This window comes from Brucella sp. BE17 (genome assembly GCF_039545455.1).
In the GTDB taxonomy this organism is placed as follows: Bacteria; Pseudomonadota; Alphaproteobacteria; order Rhizobiales; family Rhizobiaceae; genus Brucella.
Window position 1 is genome coordinate 547,147 of sequence record NZ_CP154467.1, and the last position, 19,479, is coordinate 566,625.

Genomic DNA, 19,479 nt, shown 5'->3' on the forward strand with positions numbered 1-19,479 from the left:
TATAAGTAATGATATGTTTTCAAATAATTAAATTTCCGGGAGGGTTGATGTTGCATCTTCGCGATAGAGGGCCCGATAGGTGCTTGACAAGTGATAATATTTTAGCAAACCTATCATCATAACAACGGGCATAGAGATAGTATCTCTTTGTGATTTCAGGAACGGCGATAAAGACCGACTGCACGAAGCTAAAAAAACAGGGGGAATGCAATGGGATTGGTTTCATCCAGATTGAAGGAATTGGGCCTTGTCCTGCCCGAAATCACATCACCCAGCGGAACCTATGTTCCTTACCGGCTGAGCGGTCAAACGCTCTATATTTCCGGTCAGGTGCCGCGCGTTGATGGTGTCGACTGCTATCTTGGATTGGTGGGCGCTACCATGGATGTCGCGGAAGCCTATCAGGCGGCCCGTGTCTGTGCGCTCAACCTGCTTGCGCGGGCATCCGCAGCCCTTGATGGCGATCTCGACCGCATTTCGGCCTGTCTTCAGGTCCGCGGCTTCGTCAACGCCGTTCCTGAGTTCAAGGGTCACCCGGCGGTGATCGATGGCGCGTCTGATCTTTTGGTTGAGGTTCTGGGCGAAAAGGGACGCCATGCGCGCACGGCACTGGGTGCCGGTTCGCTCCCGCGCGGTTTTGCCGTCGAGGTCGAAGCCATATTCGAAGTACAGCCTTGAAGCATGTCTCTCAAAAGTCGGAACCGATTTTGGGATAAAGACATGCATAAAACAAACGGGTTCTGCGGGCTGTTTCCTTTTTGCTGATACAGATGAGCGAGAGTAAGATGACTGATAAAGCCATCAAGATGAGTTCGGTCAATAAATGGTATGGCCAGCTTCATGTTCTAAAAGACATCAATCTGGATGTGAACCGCGGCGAGCATATCGTGTTATGCGGACCATCTGGCTCGGGCAAGTCGACTCTTATCCGCTGTATCAACTATCTTGAAGAAATTCAGGATGGGGCAATAGACGTCAATGGCACGCGTCTTGGAAATACAGGCGCGAATGTCGATCACATCCGTCGCGATGTTGGCATGGTATTTCAGCAGTTTAACCTGTTTCCGCATATGACGGTGCTGGAAAACTGCATGTTGGCACCGCGCCGTGTGCACAAATCCTCGACAGCAGACGCTAAAGAAAAGGCGATGCATTTTTTGAAGCGTGTCCACATCGCCGAACAGGCCGAAAAACATCCCGCGCAGCTCTCCGGCGGCCAGCAGCAGCGTGTGGCGATTGCGCGCGCGCTATGCATGGGTCCCAAGATTATGCTGTTCGATGAGCCGACCTCGGCGCTCGATCCTGAAATGGTCAAGGAAGTGCTCGACACCATGATCAGCCTTGCCGACGACGGCATCACCATGATCTGCGTAACCCATGAAATGGGCTTTGCGCGTGCCGTCGCTCACCGCGTCATTTTCATGGATCGCGGCGAAATCATCGAAAGCGCGCCACCCAGTGAATTCTTCAGCAATCCCAGACACGAACGCGCCAAGGCGTTCTTGGGCCAAATTCTCAACCACTGACAACAACAAGGGGAATAAAGGCGATAAGTGGGAGATAGCGAATGCAATATACATTTGACATGGGACCGATTCTGGCAGCATGGCCCGCACTTCTAAACGGTGCGATCCAGACGCTGAAAATTTCGTCCATTTCCATGGTTCTGGGCTTAACGCTCGGCATTGTCTTCATGCTGATGCGCATGAGTTCGGTGCGTGTGATTTCACTCACAGCTTTCGGCTATATCGAATTGATCCGTAACACACCTTTTCTGGTGCAGTTGTTCTTTATCTTCTTCGGCATGCCGACGCTGGGAATCACGCTCTCGGCAGAACAGGCAGCTATCCTCGCCATGACGCTCAATTGCGCGGCCTATGCGGCAGAAATCGTGCGCGGCGGTGTCGAGTCGATCAAGGCAGGGCAGGTCGAGGCCGGTAAGGCGCTGGGGCTGCATACATTCGACATATATCGTTTCATCATCTTCCGCCCGGCTATTCGCGCGGTTTATCCGGCCCTTTGCAGCCAGTTTATTCTGATGATGCTCAACTCCAGTCTTGTCGCGTCGATCTCCGCGGAAGAACTCACCTATGTCGGACAGATGATCGATTCCGAAACGTTTCGCAGCTTTGAAATCTATTTCGTGCTCGGCGTCATCTATCTCGCACTTTCGCAGTTCTTCTCCATCGTTCTGCAAGTCATCGGCAGAACCTATTTCTCCTACCCGTCGAAGTGAGGCCCAAAGATGATACGCAGTTTTGGTTTCTCAGAATTTCTCTTCATTCTTCAGGGAGCACAGTGGACGGTGATCCTGTGCATTCTGGCCTTCACCTTCGGCGGTCTTGGCGGGCTTCTGGTAGCTCTTGGGCGGACGTCCACAAGAAAATGGCTGCGCTATCTGATGGCGACCTATATCCAGATTTTTCAGGGCACGCCGCTGCTGATACAGCTTTTCTTTGTCTATTTCGGCCTGCCGATCCTGGGTATCCGGGTCGATATATGGGTGGCGCTGATCACCGGTCTGTCACTGCATGCCAGCGCATTTTTGGGCGAAATCTGGCGTGGCAGCATTCAGGCTGTACCTGCGGGGCAGGACGAGGCCGCCCGCGCATTGGGGGTCGGGTATTTCTATCGCATGAAGGACGTGGTGCTGCCGCAGGCATTTCGCATAGGCCTTCCGGCGACAATCGGATTTCTGGTCAATCTGATCAAGGGAACGGCGCTGGCCGCCCTTCTCGGACTGACGGAACTCACCCGTTCGGGGCAGTTGATGGCCAATATCACTTTCGAGCCGATGAAGGTCTACGGCACGGTGGGGCTCATCTATTTCATCATTTGCGTTCCACTCACCTATTACAGCGCCCGGATCGAGAAGCGTCTCAATGCTTCGCGATAAAGCATGTCTCCTGAAACTGGGAACCGTTTTCGGAACAAAGACATGCGTAAAAACCAAAGCAATCAGGTAAAATCAACCAGAGGTAAGAACATGATCAATCGGGTTTACAAGCGTTCGACAATCGCTCTCACTTTAGCCACCAGCATGATCGTATCGGCATTGAATGTCGGTGCGTCCGAGGCAGCCAGCCCGGAAGAAATCAAGGCCAAGGGCGTGGCGGTGATTGGTGTGCAAATGGACCAGTTTCCATGGGGCTTTATCGATGAGAATGGCCAGAACGGCGGTTACGACATCGATGTTGCCAACCTTATTGCCAAGGAGCTGGGCGTCAAGGTCAAGTTTGAGCGCGTAACGGGACAAAACCGCATTCCGCTGGTTACCAATGGTATGGTGGATTTTCTCGTACCCTCGATGACAATTACGCCGGAACGCGCCAAGGTCATCCAGTTCGTGCTTCCTTACTCGGCCAATGACATCACCGTCTGGGGCAAGAAAGATGCCGACATCAAAGGCAATGACGATCTCGCCAATTACACGATCGGCGTCAATCGGGGCAGCTCTTTCGAGCCGATCCTCAAGAAGGTCGCCCCGGCTGGCACCAAGATCAAGGGTTTTGACGATGACGCGACTACCGTACAGGCGCTTCTTTCAGGACAGGTCGATGCCATTCTCGGCAGCCTTACCTACGGGCTTGTGATTGAGAATACCGGCAATGGCGACAAATATGAGCGCAAATACAAGGCAGCCGATAATATTCAAGCGATGGCTGTGCGCAAGGGCGACCAGGAAATGCTCGATTATCTCAATGATTTTGTGACGCGCCACAACGCGGACGGTTCACTCGACGAGCTTTACAAAAAATGGATTGGCGTCGATCGTCCGGAACTGCCGACAACGCTTGAAGGGGTGGATTTCACCGGCAAGCAGTAAGTTTAAACCCAAGCCTATTAACCCAAGGCTACCAAACCCAAGCCTTCCCGGTGCGCCTGAGCGCATCGGGGGACGCAAGATTACCAGCATTCGAAGACATTGAACCCGCAAACAAGCGATTGCGGGAACCGATAAACGCGTGCCTGCGCCGGGTGTTTTGAGTCCCGCTCCGCAACCAAGGCATAGATATCATTCCGGGAGTTAGGCAGAACATGACGATAGATGGCAAACTGATCAGGGTCGGTGTCGATATCGGAGGAACTTTTACCGATGTGGCGATGGAAGTAGGCTCCACCCTTCATTCGACCAAGGTGCTGACGGATTATGCATTTCCGGAAAACGCCATCATCAAGGCTATTCGCGAGGTCGCGGATAAGGCAGGCATTGCGCTCGACCAGATCGACACTGTGATCCATGGCACGACGCTTGCAACCAATGCGCTGATCGAACGGCGCGGTGCCAAAACAGCACTTGTAACGACCAAAGGCTTTCGCGATGTGATTGAAATGCGCACCGAAAGCCGTTTCGAGCAATATGATCTCGATATAGTACTTCCCGCGCCGCTTGTAGCGCGCAATGACCGTCTGGTGCTCGATGAGCGCATGGGCGCAAGCGGCGAGGTATTGAAGCCGCTGGATGACACCGAGGTCGATGCGCTTTGCGACCGTATCATTGCGCATGGCTATGAAAGTGTTGGCGTCGGTTTCATCCACTCCTATCTTAATGGCGAGCACGAGCGCCGTTTCCGCGAACGGCTGCTTGCAAAAAAGCCCGATCTTTCGGTCTCGATTTCGTGCGAAGTTTCCCCGCAGATGCGCGAATTCCAGCGCTTTAACACCGTCTGTGCAAATGCTTATGTCAAGCCGCTGATGGCCTCCTATCTTAATCGTCTTGTCGGGCGCTTGCGTGAGGAAGGGCTGGTCGCACCCGTCTTCATGATCCATTCGGGCGGCGGCATCATCAGCATCGAAAGCGCCATCGAATTTCCGGTGCGCCTGCTTGAATCCGGTCCCGCTGGTGGTGCAATCTTTGCCGCCCACATCGCGGCCAATCACAAGCTCGATCAGGTCGTTTCTTACGACATGGGCGGCACGACTGCCAAAATCTGCCTGATCGAACAGCAGATGCCGAAAACCTCCAAAACCTTTGAAGTGGCACGCACCTATCGTTTCAAGAAGGGTAGCGGCATGCCGATTTCCATTCCGGTGATCGAAATGGTCGAGATCGGTGCGGGCGGTGGCTCGATTGCAACCGTCGACAGCATGCGCCAGATCCGCGTCGGCCCGCATAGTGCGGGTTCGGAACCGGGACCAGCCTGCTATGATCGCGGCGGCACGCACCCCACCGTTACCGACGCCGATGTCATTTTAGGCCGTCTTGACCCCGATGGCTTTGCCGGCGGCACTATGCAACTCTCGCGCTCAGCATCGGAGAAGGCGATGGAGGCCGATATCGGCTCCAAACTTGGTTCGGATGTGTCGACTTCCGCCTATGGGTTGAGCGAAGTGGTCGACGAAAATATGAGCAATGCCGCACGCATGCATGCGGTTGAAAACGGTAAGGAATTGTCCGAATTCACCATGATCGCTTTTGGTGGAGCAGCCCCCGTTCATGCCGCGCGCCTTTGTGAAAAACTCGGCGTCATCGACTTGCTTATTCCGCCTGGTGCGGGCGTGGGGTCGGCCATCGGCTTCTTGCGTGCGCCATTCGGTTTTGAATCGGTCCGTAGTGCTTATAGCCGCTTAAGCCGCTTCGAGGGCAGGGCCATCAATGCGGTCATCGAGGAACTGGTTGAAGAAGCAACCTCGTTTGTGCGCTCCGGTGCCCCGGACGCCAACCCGACGCTCGAATGCACGGCCTATATGCGTTATGCAGGCCAAGGCTGGGAAGTGCCTGTGACCATCGATGTACGCGATTACACCGATGCGGACGCTACATTGTTCCGTACGCTGTTCGATGAATGTTATGAGCGTTTCTTTGGCCGTGTCATCGACGATCTCGATGTCGAGATCGTGAGCTGGTCGCTGCGTGCCAGTGCGGATGCCGCGCCGCCCACACCTGCAAAGCCCGTGCAGAAACAGGCAGAGGCCGCAATCTCCGGCAAGCGCCAGGTCTTCGACATTCTCGAAGAGCGTTTTCTAGATACCGCGATTATCGAGCGCGAAGCCATGAAGCCCGGCGATTGGATTTCCGGCCCCGCCATCATCACCGAGCGTGAAACCTCGACCGTTGTCACCTCAAGCCGTGAAGCGATCATGCAGGCAGACGGATGCCTGCTGTTGCGCGCCAAGGCTGCTTAAGGAATTCTATCATGACAAAGAAACCCATTTCCGATGTCCATATGCAGATCATGTGGAACCGCCTGATTTCCGTTGTCGAAGAACAGGCCGTCACGCTTATCCGCACCGCTTTCAGCACGAGCGTGCGTGAATCGGGCGACCTTTCCGCCGGTGTCTTCAACCGCGCCGGTCTGATGATCGCACAGGCCGTGACCGGCACGCCCGGCCACGTCAATGCCATGGCGGAAGCCGTCGGACATTTCATCAACGATATCGGTCGCGAAAATATTTTTGAGGGCGATGTTTATATCACCAATGACCCATGGAAGGGTACTGGCCATCTTCACGACTTCACCGTTGTATCGCCAAGCTTTCGCAAGGGTGAGCTGACCGGCTTTTTCGCCTGTACGGCCCACGTTGTGGATGTTGGCGGACGCGGTTTTGGCCCCGATGCCAACGAAGTTTATGAAGAAGGCATTTTCGTGCCTATCATGAAATTCGCCGAGCGCGGTGTGGTCAATAAGGATTTGGTGAATATCCTGCGTAACAATGTGCGCGAAAGCCATCAGGTTGTCGGCGACGTCTATTCGCTCGCAGCTTGCAACGAAATCGGCCATCGCCGCCTGATGGACATGATGGACGAGTTTCAGCTCGATGATCTCGAAGGGCTGGCCGACTTCATCTTCAAGCGCAGCTATGATGCAACCCTTGAACTGCTCGCGGCCCTTCCGCATGGCACCTATTCCAACGTCATGCGCGTGGATGGCTATGGTGATCCGATCGATATTGCTGTGCGCATCGATGTGCATGCCGACCACATTCTGGCCGATTTCGATGGCACGTCAGCACCGAGTCCCAAGGGCATCAACTGCCCACTGATCTATTCGTCAGCCTATGCCTGTTATGGGCTTAAATGCTCGCTCGCACCGGAAATTCCCAACAACCACGCGTCGCTCCTGCCATTCAAGGTGGCAGCGCCTAAGGATTGTATCCTGAATGCGCAGCGTCCGGCACCTGTTTCGGTGCGTCACGTGCTTGGTCATCTGGTCCCCGATGCGGTGCTCGGGGCTGTGCACAAGATGTTGCCGGGAAAAGTGCCGGCGGAAGGATCGGGAGCGTTGTGGAATCTGCATGTCAGCGCACGTCCGCTCACAGGCAAGGACGCGCCAAAGGATGGCGGTCATCGCGCGGAAGTGCTTCTTTTCAACAGCGGCGGCACCGGCGCAAGACCACATCTCGACGGCTTAAGTGCCACGGCTTTTCCGAGCGGTGTGCATTCCATGTCGATCGAGGCGACCGAGCATGTCGGCCCGGTCATTTTCTGGCGCAAGGAATTGCGCGATGGTTCGGGTGGTGCCGGTGAGTTTCGCGGTGGTCTCGGTCAGGTGGTCGAAATAGCGCCGACAGAAGGACACGAGATCTATTTCAACGCCATGTTCGACCGCATCAAGCACCCACCGCGCGGCCGTGAAGGCGGTGAAAACGGTGCGGCCGGTGCCGTTCTGCTCGATGACGGAACGGTGCTCAATGCCAAGGGTCGCCAGCATGTGCCGGCCGGTCGTAGCCTGATCCTGCAATTGCCGGGCGGCGGCGGCTATGGGCCGGTCGATAAGCGCGATGCGGAAGCTGTCAAACGCGACCTTGAATATGATTATGTCGTGAATGGATAAGTCCATAAAATTAGAAGCCGCCCGGATGGGCGGCTTCTTTTTAAGTTCTGATATAAAACCATTGATCCGCAGACATAAAGAAAGCCGCAGATTTTATTCTGCGGCTTTCTTTGTTCGTTTGCTTTAAGCTTTAAGCAGCTTGCTTGCGGGCATGATTGCCGATCAGGGCTTCAAGCATTCCTTCTTCTTCTTTCGTCAAGTCAGAGAGAGGCGAGCGAACCGGACCAGCAGCAAAGCCCTGCAGGCGCACACCAGCCTTGACGGCAGCAACCGCATAACCTTTGCGACGGGCGCGAATGGCCATGAACGGATAGAAGAAATCATTGAGGATGCGTTCGCATGTTGCGCGTTCGCCAGCTCGCAATGCCTTGTAGAACTCGACAGCCAGGCCCGGCACAAAGTTGAACACGGCTGAGGAATAGGTGGTAAAACCGGCGCCCAGATACGCTTCGGCAAAGAGTTCTGCCGTCGGCATGCCGCCGAGATAGGTCAGGCGGTCGCCCATTTTTGCGGTGATCTGGCGCACCAGACCGATTTCCCCGACACCGTCCTTGAAACCGACCAGATTGGGGCAGGTGTCACAAAGGCGGGCCAAGGTGTCTGCCTGAAGAACCGAATTGTCACGGTTATAGACCATGACGCCGATACCGATCGACTGGCAGACGCGCTTGACATGCTCATAGAGCCCTTCCTGCGGCGCATCGATCAGGTAATGCGGCAGAAGCAGGATGCCATCTGCACCGGCTTTTTCGGCCGATTTTGCGATCTCGATGGCAACGTCAGTACCATAACCGCAACCGGAGACGATAGCGGTGTCGCTGTTGCCGGCGGCTTCCTTGGCCGCTGACACGATGGTCGGGATCTCATCCGGGCGCAGCGAGAAGAATTCGCCCGTACCGCCAGCGGCGAAAAGTACCGGCGCATCGAAAGTGGAAAGCCATTCGACATGCGCCTTGTAGCTTTCAGCTGCGAAGCGACCTTCCGCATCGAAATGCGTTACCGGAAAAGAAAGCAGGCCAGCGCCGAGCTTTTGTTTGATCTGTTGCGGATCCATGGGGTTCTCCTCGTGAAGTGTTCCACCATGGATTATATATTCATAAGATGAGTGTCAATAACTTATATTATAAGTTGTCGCGATTGCGTCGCAGCAGGTTGCGGTAACGGGTCTGGCTGCCTTTGAGGTGAAAGCGCATGGCTTCGCGTGCGCCTTCCTCATCAGCGTTGAGTATGGCTTCGACAATCTGTCCATGCTCACTGTGAAGACGCACGATATAGTCCTGCGTGCTGGCGTCGGGTCCGGGCTGAAGGGCAGCACGCGGAATGATGCCACCGCCGATCATCGACAGAAATTCAGCGAAGCGCGGATTGTTGCTGGCATCCGCTATGGCGAGGTGCAAGGCAAAATCTGCTTCCGCGGTGGTCTTACCTTCTTTCATGCAGGCCAATACGCGCTCATGGCAGCCAATAATTGTTTCTTCCTGCTGCGGGGAGCGACGCAGAGCAGCAAGTCCCGCCGCTTCGACCTCAACGCCGGTACGTAGTTCAAGAATCTCGATCACCGAGGAGACGCGGTCATAATCGATGTTCTGGAAAGGCAGTGCTTCGGGGCGAGGGGCTTCAAGAACGAAAACGCCCGAGCCCTGTCGACCTTCCACCAGGCCATCGGCGCGAAGTGCTGCAATGGCTTCGCGCACTACGGTGCGGCTTACGCCGAACTGCGTTGTCAGTTGCGCCTCACTTGGCAATTTGCTGCCAGGATCAAAATTGCCAGATTGAATCGATTGCCTGAGCTCATTGCTCACCTTGCTGACGAGATTGCCCGCTGCACTTCGGTTGATCGGTTGTATTTTTTCTGCCAAAATCGTCGCGCTCCAATAACCGCAAAACCGTCGTTAAAAAGCAATTCCTTGGCCTCTAAGTCAAGTCGTCTCGCTTATAAGATAAATTTCAATTCTTTTCGTGGCCGGGCGCGAGTTATCGTAACCGTGTGAAAGCGCGTTACACCGGACTTTTTCATCCGCTTGAGCACGCCGCCGTATTTCAACTTTAATTCAATAATGGTATATTTTCATTGCCGCATTGGATGCAGATTTTTATTTCTGGATTTAATTTTTCTTGAGTGTTCCCAGCCTCCGAAATCGTTTTAGCTCACTACGAATTAAAACTGATGAAGGAAAAATCATGTCCAATATGGTGCGCGTTTCTCTGGCAGTTCTCTTGCTGGGGGCCGGTCTTGCTCCTGTCTCAGCCCAACAGCAGCCGACACCGGAACAGATGGAAATGGCTTATACTGCCGCCCGTAATCAGCTTGGCGTACTGAAATATTGTCAGGAAAAGGGCTATACAGATGGTGCTGCGGTTGACGTTCAAAGCAAGCTTATCGGTCTGATTCCTGCGCCGTCCGATGCATCCAAAGCCGATTCTGCGGAGGAAAGCGGAAAGCAGGGCAAGGTTTCGGCCATGGGCGTTGATCAGGATTTCGCTGAAAGCGCTAAAGCACAGAACGTTTCCGAAGAAAAGCTTTGCCAGACGCTGGCCGATACGGTCAAGCAGGCGGCGTCGCAACTGCCGAATTAAGCGCTTTATGCATTGAAGTGAAGAGCCCCGCCGTGTGCGGGGTTTTTAAGTTATAAAGCGCTATGGCTGCCTGAATAAGCCTGTAGACTCTGTGGTCCGTGGAAAACCTGAAATTCTTTTTGTTTTCTGGCGGTTCCTTGCTTGACACTTGTTCACGAACCCCTTAAACGACCGCTCACGCCAGATGGAAACATCAGGGCAAAGTGATCGTAAGGTCGCAAGAAATGCGCGGGTGTAGCTCAGTTGGTTAGAGTGCCGGCCTGTCACGCCGGAGGTCGCGGGTTCGAGCCCCGTCACTCGCGCCACTTTCTTCAAACAATCAAATAGACTGTTGAAACGAAAGTGGCGCTTTCCGCCTTTGTCTGCGCATATTTTTCCTGAAAAGCCCGGCTTTTGACTAGTTTCGCGGCTTTGCTCAATGCAATTGTGTAATATTACGATTGTTTGCTGAAGCTCTGCTTGACACCGCTGCGTCGACCCCTTAAACGACCGCTCACGCCGGACGAAAATGTTCAGGCTATGTGGCCGAAAGGTTGCAAGAAATGCGCGGGTGTAGCTCAGTTGGTTAGAGTGCCGGCCTGTCACGCCGGAGGTCGCGGGTTCGAGCCCCGTCACTCGCGCCATTTTCTCTCAGAAACATTATAAGATGATTGAGATGGAAATGGCGCATCACGTCATTTGCCTTTTAGCGAAAAAACTGTCGCCATGACAGATACGCGATCGAGAGTACGATTGCTGCGATGACGACGAGGTCACCGCTCGCGAGCAGAGTGTTTGGCATGGATGACCTCCTTTCTTCCTGTTCTTTCCCCTATGATAAGGTGTCCAAAGATCGGCTGAAGGCATGAATTGGCGCTGAACAGCGATGTGAAGCGATTCCATTTTCACGTTCTGGCGCCCGGACGACACGAATATTGCGTGGGAGAGACAGAAGGCTGATGATTCTTCCCGGAGGAGATCGTACGGGGCAGGGGTTATTTGTCGCGCCTGCAGTGTCTTTTTCCGGCTCAGCTCTATCCTATCTATAAGAGTGTGTGATTCTTTGTTCTGTTGTCAGCGGGAATTCACAAAATTATGATCCTTTCGGTACTGGAAGGGGTTTTGTTGGGTTATCGGGCCTGCTGCTGCATCTTGCGTTAAGCATCATGGCACGACTTGCCGGCATGATAATGCGGGAGGGGTTGCACTTGGGCGCGGGCTGCTGTACCCGTCCGCTCGAAAAGCGCTTAGTTCGCACGGCATGCCTTTTGAAGCTGCTTGGGGCGACGGGGTTGCAACAGATGCAATGTGTCGCATGGTCGTGGGCTTTAAAAAGTTTAAGACGGGCGGCGCAGCCTCGTATTCAAGCCGGATAAAGGACCATGAACGAGCTTTTAAGTTCCTATCTGCCGATCGTCATCTTTCTCGGCATCGCTATGGTGATTGGTGTAGCCCTTCTGGTTGCGCCGTTTCTTGTCGCCTATAGACAGCCCGACCCCGAAAAGCTTTCTGCTTACGAGTGCGGGTTCAATGCCTTTGATGACGCTCGCATGAAATTCGACATTCGATTCTATCTCGTGTCGATTCTCTTCATTATCTTCGACCTTGAAGTCGCCTTCCTGTTTCCGTGGGCTGTGTCCTTCGGCCAGATCGGCTGGTTCGGCTTCTTGTCGATGATGCTTTTCCTTGGCGTGCTGACCATCGGCTTCATTTATGAATGGAAGAAGGGAGCGCTGGAATGGGATTGACCGGAAACACACTCGTGGCGCAGCAGCCCAAGGGTATTCTCGATCCGCGTACCGGCAGGCCTGTCGGTGAAGATGATGCGTTCTTCAATGATTTGAATGGCGAGCTCTCGGACAAAGGGTTCATCGTAACCTCCGCTGACGCGCTGATCACATGGGCGCGCACCGGCTCGCTGATGTGGATGACGTTTGGTCTGGCCTGCTGTGCTGTGGAAATGATGCATATTTCCATGCCGCGCTATGACGCCGAACGTTTCGGCATTGCGCCGCGCGCCTCACCGCGCCAGTCGGACGTGATGATTGTCGCAGGCACGTTGACCAACAAGATGGCTCCCGCTTTGCGCAAGGTCTACGACCAGATGCCAGAGCCGCGTTATGTGATCTCGATGGGATCGTGTGCCAATGGTGGCGGCTATTACCACTACTCCTATTCTGTGGTGCGTGGTTGTGACCGTGTGGTGCCCGTCGACATTTACGTGCCGGGCTGCCCGCCGACTGCGGAAGCCCTGTTATATGGTATTCTTCTTTTGCAAAAGAAGATCCGGCGTACAGGTACGATCGAGCGTTGATCCGGCTTTGCGCTCTATGCGCAATGTCCGATTTTCTTGGGTTCTGCTATGATCCGGTCGTGACTCCCAAGCACGATCAGGGACAGCATGAGTTCTGAAGAAGGAAGTTAGAAAATGAGCGAAGAAGCTCTCGGTGAACTTTCCGGCTATATCCGGGAACGCCTCGGCGATGCAATTGAGGAAGCGAAGCTTGCCTATGGCGAGCTGACGCTTTGCGTTCCTGTGGGTAGCATTCTCAATGTTCTGACTTTCCTGCGTGACGATGTGCAGTGCCAGTTCATCAATCTCACGGATATTTCCGGTGTGGATTATCCGCAGCGCGCCGAGCGTTTCGATGTGGTTTATCAGTTGATGTCACCGCGCCAGAACCTGCGCATTCGCCTCAAGGTCAAGGCTGATGAGGACACGCTGGTGCCGTCTGCCGTCACCGTCTTCATCGGCGCTGAATGGTTTGAGCGCGAAATCTACGACATGTATGGCGTGCTGTTCTCCGGTCATCCCGATCTGCGCCGCATTCTGACCGATTACGGTTTTGAAGGCCATCCGCTACGCAAGGATTTCCCAATGACGGGCTTTGTGGAGGTTCGATACAGCGACGAGCTGAAGCGGGTTGTCTATGAGCCGGTGCAATTGCGCCAGGAATTCCGCAATTTCGATTTTCTCTCACCATGGGAAGGGACGGATTACGTTCTGCCCGGTGATGAAAAAGCCAAAACGAACTGAGCGACAGGAAGCTGAATATGGCCGAAACTCAGGTCCGTAATTTCAATATCAACTTTGGTCCGCAGCATCCTGCAGCCCACGGCGTGTTGCGTCTGGTGCTCGAGCTTGACGGCGAAGTGGTCGAGCGCGTCGATCCACATATTGGTCTTCTGCATCGCGGCACCGAAAAGCTGATGGAAGCCAAGACCTATCTGCAGGCTGTGCCTTATCTCGATCGCCTCGATTACGTGGCGCCGATGAATCAGGAACACGCCTATGCGCTGGCCGTTGAACGCCTGCTGGGCATCGATGTGCCAAAGCGCGGTCAGGTCATCCGTGTGCTGTTTTCAGAAATCGGCCGTATTTTGAACCATATCCTGAACGTGACCACGCAGGCCATGGACGTGGGTGCGCTGACACCGCCGCTCTGGGGATTTGAGGAACGCGAAAAGCTGATGGTGTTCTACGAACGCGCTTGTGGCGCACGTATGCACGCAGCCTATTTCCGTCCGGGTGGCGTGCACCAGGATCTGCCAGATCAGTTGATTGAAGATATTGGCAAATGGATTGATCCGTTTCTTTCCACTACCCTGACAAACCTCAACAATCTGATCACGCCGAACCGTATTTTCAAGCAGCGCAACGTCGATATCGGTGTGGTCAAGCTTGAAGATGCATGGGCATGGGGCTTTTCGGGCGTCATGGTGCGCGGTTCGGGTGCTGCATGGGATTTGCGCAAGTCGCAGCCCTATGAATGCTATAATGAGATGGAATTCGATATTCCCATCGGCAAGAATGGCGACTGCTATGATCGCTACCTGATCCGCATGGAAGAAATGCGCCAGTCGGCGAAGATCATGCGCCAGTGCGTCGATCTGCTGCTCGGCAAGGAGCGCGTTGGCCCTGTATCCAACATGGACAACAAGATCGTGCCGCCCAAGCGCGGCGAGATGAAGCGCTCGATGGAAGCGCTCATTCATCACTTCAAGCTTTACACGGAAGGCTACCACGTGCCTGCCGGTGAAGTTTACGCGGCAGTCGAAGCGCCCAAGGGCGAGTTTGGTGTCTTCCTGGTTTCGGACGGCTCCAACAAGCCTTATCGCTGCAAGCTCCGTGCCCCGGGCTTTGCCCATCTTCAAGCCATGGATTTCCTGTGCCGCGGCCATATGCTGGCTGACGTGTCGGCAATTCTTGGCTCGCTCGATATCGTGTTTGGTGAGGTTGACCGCTGATGTCCGTTCGCCGTCTCGCAGAAGATAATGTCCAGCCAGCCGCTTTCGCATTCAATGCGGACAATCAGGCGTGGGCGCAGAAGACGATTGCAAAATATCCCGATGGCCGCCAGCAGTCGGCTGTCATTCCATTGCTCATGCGCGCGCAGGAGCAGGATGGCTGGGTCACGAAAGCCGCTATCGAACACGTCTCAAATATGCTCGACATGCCGCTGATCCGCGTTCTGGAAGTTGCAACTTTCTATACACAGTTTCAGTTGAAGCCCGTGGGAACCCGCGCCCATATTCAGGTTTGCGGCACCACGCCCTGCATGTTGCGTGGCTCCGAAGCGCTGATGGATGTCTGCCGTCACAAGATCCACCACGACCCCTTCGAGCTCAATGCCGATGGTACGCTTTCGTGGGAAGAAGTCGAATGTCAGGGCGCTTGCGTCAACGCGCCGATGGTCATGATCCTCAAGGACACCTATGAAGACCTCACGCCGGAGCGGCTTGAGGAGATCATTGACGCTTTCGAGGCTGGAAAAGGCGATACCGTCAAGCCCGGTCCGCAGAATAGCCGCGTAACGTCTGAACCAATCAGCGGTCTGACCGCTTTGACCGAAGACCTCGATTACAAAAAAATCGGGATCGAAACCCGCAAGGCATCCGACGAAGCTACCGCCAAAGCCAAGGCGGAAGCCGAGGCCAAGGCGAAAGCAGAGGCTGAAACCGTTGCACCGTCGAATGCGGCAAAGCCCGTGACGAATGCGCCGGAAACGGCCAAGGCGCTCAACACGCCGTCGCTGGTCAAAGTGTCGAATGCTACTGAGAAGGCTGCTTCGGTCGAGGCAACAAAGGAATTGACGCTCGACGACAAGAACCGTCCGCTGGCAATGGAACGCCCTGACGCTCCCGACGATCTCAAGCTGATCTCCGGTGTGGGGCCCAAAAACGAAACCATGTTGCATGAACTGGGTATCTTTACCTTCAAACAGGTTGCCGCATGGAAAAAGGCCGAGCGGGAATGGGTTGACGGCTACTTGAGTTTCCACGGTCGCATCGAACGTGAAGACTGGGTGAAGCAGGCCAAGGCTTTGGCCAAGGGTGGTGTTGCGGAATATATCAAGGTATTCGGAAAGGAGCCGAGATAATGAGTGCGCAAGCAACATTGCACATTATCTGGCTTCCGATGCTGGTGCGCCTGCTTGCTCTTGTCTTTGCGATAGCGAGTGTGGTCGGCGTGATTGCCTTTTTTGCTTTCGAGAGCCTTTATCCCTACCGCTGGCATTTGATGGTCGGTGGTGCACTCGGTTCAGGCATTTTTGGATGGATTGGTGATCGTATTTCGCCGACCCGCGAAATAATTGCCAAGGTCAGGGACGAACTTAATCGTGACGGAACTTTGAGCGCGGACCGTGAGGAGCAGAACAATGCTGGCTGACAAGGATCGCATCTTCACCAATATTTACGGCTTTAAGGATCGCTCCTTGAAGGGCGCGATGTCGCGTGGTCATTGGGATAATACCAAGGGCTTTATCGACAAGGGCCGTGATTGGATCATCGAGGAAATGAAGGCATCAGGCTTGCGCGGTCGTGGTGGCGCTGGCTTTCCGACCGGCCTAAAGTGGTCGTTCATGCCCAAGCAGAGCGATGGACGACCGCATTACCTCGTCGTCAATGCCGACGAATCTGAGCCCGGTACGTGCAAAGACCGTGACATCCTGCGCCACGATCCACATACGCTGATCGAAGGCTGCGTTATTGCTGGTTGTGCCATGGGCGCAAACACCGCTTATATTTACCTGCGCGGTGAATTCATTCGTGAGTATGAAGCGCTACAGGCGGCCATCGACGAATGCTACGATGCAGGACTCTTGGGCAAAGACAACAAGTGCGGCTGGGATATGGAGATTTATCTCCATCATGGCGCTGGCGCTTATATCTGCGGCGAGGAAACGGCCCTTCTCGAAAGCCTTGAAGGAAAGAAGGGGCAGCCGCGCCTGAAGCCACCATTCCCGGCCAATGTGGGTCTTTACGGTTGCCCGACCACGGTCAACAATGTCGAATCCATTTCGGTTGCGCCGACTATTCTGCGTCGCGGCGGGGCTTGGTTCTCCTCTATCGGTCGTCCGAACAATGTTGGCACAAAACTGTTCCAGATTTCCGGGCATGTGAACACGCCCACCACCGTGGAAGAGGGACTTGGCATCTCCTTCCGGGAGTTGATCGAGAAGCATGCAGGCGGTATTCGTGGCGGATGGGACAATCTGCTGGCCGTCATTCCGGGCGGAGCATCCTGCCCGGTCATCAAGGCCGAGGACATGATGGATGCCATCATGGATTTCGACGGCATGCGTGAGAAGAAGTCATCTTTCGGCACCGGCGGTCTGATCGTCATGGACAAGTCCACTGACATCATCAAGGCGATTGCGCGTCTGTCGGCTTTCTTCAAGCATGAAAGCTGCGGCCAGTGCACGCCATGCCGTGAAGGCACGGGCTGGATGTGGCGCGTGATGGAACGCATGGTCAAGGGAAACGCGCAAAAGCGTGAGATTGATATGCTGTTCGACGTGACCAAGCAGATTGAAGGTCACACGATCTGCGCGCTTGGCGACGCGGCTGCATGGCCGGTTCAGGGCCTCATTCGCAATTTCCGTCCGGAAATCGAAAAGCGTATCGACGATTACACACGCAATGCCGTTCAAAGCCGCAATATCCGTCTGGAAGCAGCGGAATAGGTTTAGGGCAATGCGTATGCCCCCGTGAAAAGGGGCTACAAGAGTTTGATCTGGAAGGTGCGGCAGGAGCCGCAGGTTTGGATAAGCGATGGCAAATATCAAGGTTGACGGCACAGAGATCGAGGTTCCCGATCACTATACGCTCCTTCAGGCTGCCGAAGCCGCGGGGGCTGAAGTCCCGCGTTTCTGTTTCCACGAACGGCTTTCCATCGCTGGAAACTGTCGCATGTGTCTGGTTGAAGTGAAGGGCGGACCGCCCAAGCCCGCAGCGTCCTGCGCTATGGGCGTGCGCGATCTGCGTCCGGGACCCAACGGCGAAGCCCCTGAAATCTTCACCAACACGCCGATGGTCAAGAAGGCCCGCGAAGGCGTGATGGAATTCCTGCTCATCAACCACCCGCTTGATTGCCCGATCTGCGATCAGGGCGGCGAGTGTGATCTTCAGGATCAGGCTATGGCTTTCGGCACCGATGGTTCGCGCTATCGAGAGAACAAGCGTGCGGTCGAAAACAAATATATCGGTCCGCTCGTCAAGACGGTGATGACGCGCTGCATCCACTGCACGCGCTGCGTCCGCTTCACGACCGAAGTGGCAGGTATTTCGGAACTGGGCCTCATTGGTCGCGGTGAAGATGCCGAAATCACCACCTATCTCGAACGCGCCATGACGTCGGAATTGCAGGGCAATGTGATCGACCTTTGCCCGGTAGGTGCGCTGACCTCGCGTCCTTATGCATTTCAGGCGCGTCCGTGGGAATTGACCAAGACCGAAACCATCGACGTGATGGATGCGGTCGGCTCCAATATCCGCGTCGATACGCGTGGCCGCGAAGTCATGCGCGTCATGCCGCGCGTTAATGAAGCGGTCAACGAGGAATGGATTTCCGACAAGACCCGCTTCATCTGGGATGGTCTGCGCACGCAGCGTCTGGATCGTCCTTATGTGCGTAAAGATGGCCGTCTGGTTGCCGTCAACTGGCCGGAAGCTTTCGCTGCCATTGGCGCGAAGGTGGCTGCGAGCTCTGCTGACAAGATTGGTGCGGTTGCAGGCGATCTGGCCTCAGTCGAGGAAATCTATGCGCTCAAAGGTCTGATGACGTCGCTGGGAAGCACCAGCATTGATGCGCGTCAGGACGGGGCAGCCCTCGATCCGGCACTTGGTCGTTCAAGCTATCTCTTTAACACGACCATTGAAGGCATTGAAAGTGCTGATGCTTTGCTCATCATCGGCTCCAATCCTCGCGTTGAAGCAGCCGTGCTCAATGCCCGTATCCGCAAGCGTCAGCGTTCGGGTCCGTTCCCAGTTGCTCTCATCGGCGAGCAGGCTGAACTGCGTTACAACTATCAGTATCTCGGTGCTGGCGGCGACACGCTTGTCAATCTCGCTTCCGGCAAGGATGCGTTCCGCGATGTGCTGGCCAAGGCCGAACGTCCGCTGATCATTGTCGGTCAGGGCGCGATTGCCGGTGAAAACGGTTCGGCTGTTCTGGCCGCTGCCGCAAAGCTTGCTGAGGACGTGGGCGCTATCACCGAAGGCTGGAACGGTTTTTCGGTGCTGCATACGGCCGCCTCGCGCGTCGGTGCTCTCGATCTCGGTTTCGTACCGGGTGAGGGTGGTCTTAAAGCGCAAGATATGCTGGGCAATCTCGATGTCGTGTTCCTGCTTGGCGCAGACGAACTCGACATGACCAAAAAGGGTTCGAGCTTCGTTGTCTATATCGGCACGCATGGCGATGCCGGTGCACATGCCGCAGATGTGATTTTGCCCGGTGCCGCCTATACCGAGAAATCGGGCACCTGGGTTAACACCGAAGGCCGCGTGCAGATGGGCAACCGCGCTGGTTTTGCGCCGGGCGAGGCCAAGGAAGACTGGGCGATCCTGCGTGCGCTTTCCGACACGCTGGGCAAGCGCCTGCCGTTTGATTCACTCTCGCAGCTTCGTGCAAAGCTCTATGCGGATTACCCGCATATGATGGCAATTGACGCAATTGCACCTGCGGACGCAAGCGAGATCGTAACGCTTGCTGGCAAGGCATCAAAACTTTCTGGAGGTGCTACTTTTGTGTCTCCGGTCAAGGACTTCTATCTGACGAACGCAATCGCGCGCGCTTCCGCAGTGATGGCCGAATGTTCGGCTCTCGCAGCTGGTCATTTCAGCCAGGCAGCGGAATAGGCGAGGA

General features: G+C 55.0%; 18 protein-coding genes and 2 tRNA genes. 18 read left to right on the top strand and 2 right to left on the bottom strand.

Translation table 11 applies throughout. The features are described from left to right. The first annotated feature begins 210 nt into the window (after nt 1-210). The 7 genes from AAIB41_RS02680 (at nt 211) to AAIB41_RS02710 (ending at nt 7,775) form a co-directional block, all read left to right on the top strand. Nucleotides 211-678 (top strand): RidA family protein, encoded by a 468-nt coding sequence (locus AAIB41_RS02680; protein WP_343314069.1) that lies wholly within the window; start codon nt 211-213, stop codon nt 676-678. Nucleotides 679-785: 107 nt separating this feature from the next. Continuing rightward, nucleotides 786-1,526 (top strand): amino acid ABC transporter ATP-binding protein, encoded by a 741-nt coding sequence (locus AAIB41_RS02685; protein WP_343314070.1) that lies wholly within the window; start codon nt 786-788, stop codon nt 1,524-1,526. 41 nt (nt 1,527-1,567) lie between these two features. Next, the gene (locus AAIB41_RS02690; protein WP_343314071.1) at nt 1,568-2,236 is read left to right on the top strand and encodes an amino acid ABC transporter permease; all 669 of its coding nucleotides are present in this window, start codon (nt 1,568-1,570) and stop codon (nt 2,234-2,236) included. Nucleotides 2,237-2,245: 9 nt separating this feature from the next. Continuing rightward, complete coding sequence (locus tag AAIB41_RS02695) at nt 2,246-2,896, top strand: amino acid ABC transporter permease (RefSeq protein ID WP_343314072.1); 651 nt, start codon at nt 2,246-2,248, stop codon at nt 2,894-2,896. 42 nt (nt 2,897-2,938) lie between these two features. Continuing rightward, nucleotides 2,939-3,826, top strand: a complete 888-nt coding sequence (locus tag AAIB41_RS02700) for a transporter substrate-binding domain-containing protein (protein ID WP_343314073.1) — start codon at nt 2,939-2,941, stop codon at nt 3,824-3,826. A gap of 212 nt (nt 3,827-4,038) precedes the next feature. Further along, nucleotides 4,039-6,126, top strand: a complete 2,088-nt coding sequence (locus AAIB41_RS02705; RefSeq protein ID WP_343314074.1) for a hydantoinase/oxoprolinase family protein — start codon at nt 4,039-4,041, stop codon at nt 6,124-6,126. A gap of 11 nt (nt 6,127-6,137) precedes the next feature. Continuing rightward, the gene (locus tag AAIB41_RS02710; RefSeq protein ID WP_343314075.1) at nt 6,138-7,775 is read left to right on the top strand and encodes a hydantoinase B/oxoprolinase family protein; all 1,638 of its coding nucleotides are present in this window, start codon (nt 6,138-6,140) and stop codon (nt 7,773-7,775) included. Between the two features lie 130 nt (nt 7,776-7,905). On the opposite strand, the gene kdgD is transcribed toward AAIB41_RS02710, so the two are convergent. Next, nucleotides 7,906-8,829 carry a 5-dehydro-4-deoxyglucarate dehydratase gene (kdgD, locus tag AAIB41_RS02715; protein WP_343314076.1) on the bottom strand — a complete coding sequence of 308 codons (924 nt, stop codon included), beginning with the start codon at nt 8,827-8,829 and terminating at the stop codon, nt 7,906-7,908. 67 nt (nt 8,830-8,896) lie between these two features. Continuing rightward, nucleotides 8,897-9,634 (bottom strand): FadR/GntR family transcriptional regulator, encoded by a 738-nt coding sequence (locus tag AAIB41_RS02720; protein WP_343314077.1) that lies wholly within the window; start codon nt 9,632-9,634, stop codon nt 8,897-8,899. A 322-nt stretch (nt 9,635-9,956) separates the two neighbouring features. Here AAIB41_RS02720 and AAIB41_RS02725 point away from each other — a divergent pair, with 322 nt between their 5' ends. The 11 genes from AAIB41_RS02725 to nuoG all read left to right on the top strand — a co-directional run bounded on the left by AAIB41_RS02725 (nt 9,957) and on the right by nuoG (nt 19,472). After that, nucleotides 9,957-10,352, top strand: a complete 396-nt coding sequence (locus tag AAIB41_RS02725) for a pore-forming ESAT-6 family protein (RefSeq protein ID WP_343314078.1) — start codon at nt 9,957-9,959, stop codon at nt 10,350-10,352. Nucleotides 10,353-10,580: 228 nt separating this feature from the next. Then, nucleotides 10,581-10,657, top strand: a tRNA-Asp gene (locus AAIB41_RS02730). 241 nt (nt 10,658-10,898) lie between these two features. Further along, nucleotides 10,899-10,975 (top strand) — tRNA-Asp (locus tag AAIB41_RS02735). 738 nt (nt 10,976-11,713) lie between these two features. Then, complete coding sequence (locus tag AAIB41_RS02740) at nt 11,714-12,079, top strand: NADH-quinone oxidoreductase subunit A (protein ID WP_343314079.1); 366 nt, start codon at nt 11,714-11,716, stop codon at nt 12,077-12,079. After that, nucleotides 12,070-12,645 (top strand): NADH-quinone oxidoreductase subunit B, encoded by a 576-nt coding sequence (locus AAIB41_RS02745; RefSeq protein WP_343314080.1) that lies wholly within the window; start codon nt 12,070-12,072, stop codon nt 12,643-12,645. Before AAIB41_RS02740 ends, AAIB41_RS02745 begins: the two co-directional genes overlap by 10 nt. 114 nt (nt 12,646-12,759) lie before the next feature. Continuing rightward, nucleotides 12,760-13,368, top strand: a complete 609-nt coding sequence (locus AAIB41_RS02750; RefSeq protein ID WP_343314081.1) for an NADH-quinone oxidoreductase subunit C — start codon at nt 12,760-12,762, stop codon at nt 13,366-13,368. A 17-nt stretch (nt 13,369-13,385) separates the two neighbouring features. Beyond that, the gene (locus AAIB41_RS02755) at nt 13,386-14,579 is read left to right on the top strand and encodes an NADH-quinone oxidoreductase subunit D (RefSeq protein WP_343314082.1); all 1,194 of its coding nucleotides are present in this window, start codon (nt 13,386-13,388) and stop codon (nt 14,577-14,579) included. Further along, the gene (locus AAIB41_RS02760) at nt 14,579-15,712 is read left to right on the top strand and encodes an NADH-quinone oxidoreductase subunit E (protein ID WP_343314083.1); all 1,134 of its coding nucleotides are present in this window, start codon (nt 14,579-14,581) and stop codon (nt 15,710-15,712) included. Before AAIB41_RS02755 ends, AAIB41_RS02760 begins: the two co-directional genes overlap by 1 nt. Further along, nucleotides 15,712-16,002, top strand: coding sequence for a hypothetical protein (locus AAIB41_RS02765; RefSeq protein ID WP_343314084.1), 291 nt, complete (start codon nt 15,712-15,714; stop codon nt 16,000-16,002). The genes AAIB41_RS02760 and AAIB41_RS02765 overlap by 1 nt, the downstream gene beginning before the upstream one ends. Then, nucleotides 15,992-17,299, top strand: coding sequence for an NADH-quinone oxidoreductase subunit NuoF (nuoF, locus tag AAIB41_RS02770; protein ID WP_343314085.1), 1,308 nt, complete (start codon nt 15,992-15,994; stop codon nt 17,297-17,299). The genes AAIB41_RS02765 and nuoF overlap by 11 nt, the downstream gene beginning before the upstream one ends. Nucleotides 17,300-17,387: 88 nt before the next feature. Then, nucleotides 17,388-19,472 carry an NADH-quinone oxidoreductase subunit NuoG gene (gene nuoG, locus AAIB41_RS02775; protein ID WP_343314086.1) on the top strand — a complete coding sequence of 695 codons (2,085 nt, stop codon included), beginning with the start codon at nt 17,388-17,390 and terminating at the stop codon, nt 19,470-19,472. Nucleotides 19,473-19,479 lie beyond the last annotated feature (7 nt).

Excerpts from the sequence above, each read along its gene's own strand:
- AAIB41_RS02680 (WP_343314069.1), top strand. The coding sequence starts at position 211 with ATGGGATTGGTTTCATCCAGATTGAAGGAATTGGGCCTTGTCCTGCCC.
- AAIB41_RS02685 (WP_343314070.1), top strand. The coding sequence starts at position 786 with ATGACTGATAAAGCCATCAAGATGAGTTCGGTCAATAAATGGTATGGC.
- AAIB41_RS02690 (WP_343314071.1), top strand. The coding sequence starts at position 1,568 with ATGCAATATACATTTGACATGGGACCGATTCTGGCAGCATGGCCCGCA.
- AAIB41_RS02695 (WP_343314072.1), top strand. The coding sequence starts at position 2,246 with ATGATACGCAGTTTTGGTTTCTCAGAATTTCTCTTCATTCTTCAGGGA.
- AAIB41_RS02700 (WP_343314073.1), top strand. The coding sequence starts at position 2,939 with ATGCGTAAAAACCAAAGCAATCAGGTAAAATCAACCAGAGGTAAGAAC.
- AAIB41_RS02705 (WP_343314074.1), top strand. The coding sequence starts at position 4,039 with ATGACGATAGATGGCAAACTGATCAGGGTCGGTGTCGATATCGGAGGA.
- AAIB41_RS02710 (WP_343314075.1), top strand. The coding sequence starts at position 6,138 with ATGACAAAGAAACCCATTTCCGATGTCCATATGCAGATCATGTGGAAC.
- kdgD (WP_343314076.1), bottom strand. The coding sequence starts at position 8,829 with ATGGATCCGCAACAGATCAAACAAAAGCTCGGCGCTGGCCTGCTTTCT.
- AAIB41_RS02725 (WP_343314078.1), top strand. The coding sequence starts at position 9,957 with ATGTCCAATATGGTGCGCGTTTCTCTGGCAGTTCTCTTGCTGGGGGCC.
- AAIB41_RS02740 (WP_343314079.1), top strand. The coding sequence starts at position 11,714 with ATGAACGAGCTTTTAAGTTCCTATCTGCCGATCGTCATCTTTCTCGGC.
- AAIB41_RS02745 (WP_343314080.1), top strand. The coding sequence starts at position 12,070 with ATGGGATTGACCGGAAACACACTCGTGGCGCAGCAGCCCAAGGGTATT.
- AAIB41_RS02750 (WP_343314081.1), top strand. The coding sequence starts at position 12,760 with ATGAGCGAAGAAGCTCTCGGTGAACTTTCCGGCTATATCCGGGAACGC.
- AAIB41_RS02755 (WP_343314082.1), top strand. The coding sequence starts at position 13,386 with ATGGCCGAAACTCAGGTCCGTAATTTCAATATCAACTTTGGTCCGCAG.
- AAIB41_RS02760 (WP_343314083.1), top strand. The coding sequence starts at position 14,579 with ATGTCCGTTCGCCGTCTCGCAGAAGATAATGTCCAGCCAGCCGCTTTC.
- AAIB41_RS02765 (WP_343314084.1), top strand. The coding sequence starts at position 15,712 with ATGAGTGCGCAAGCAACATTGCACATTATCTGGCTTCCGATGCTGGTG.
- nuoF (WP_343314085.1), top strand. The coding sequence starts at position 15,992 with ATGCTGGCTGACAAGGATCGCATCTTCACCAATATTTACGGCTTTAAG.
- nuoG (WP_343314086.1), top strand. The coding sequence starts at position 17,388 with ATGGCAAATATCAAGGTTGACGGCACAGAGATCGAGGTTCCCGATCAC.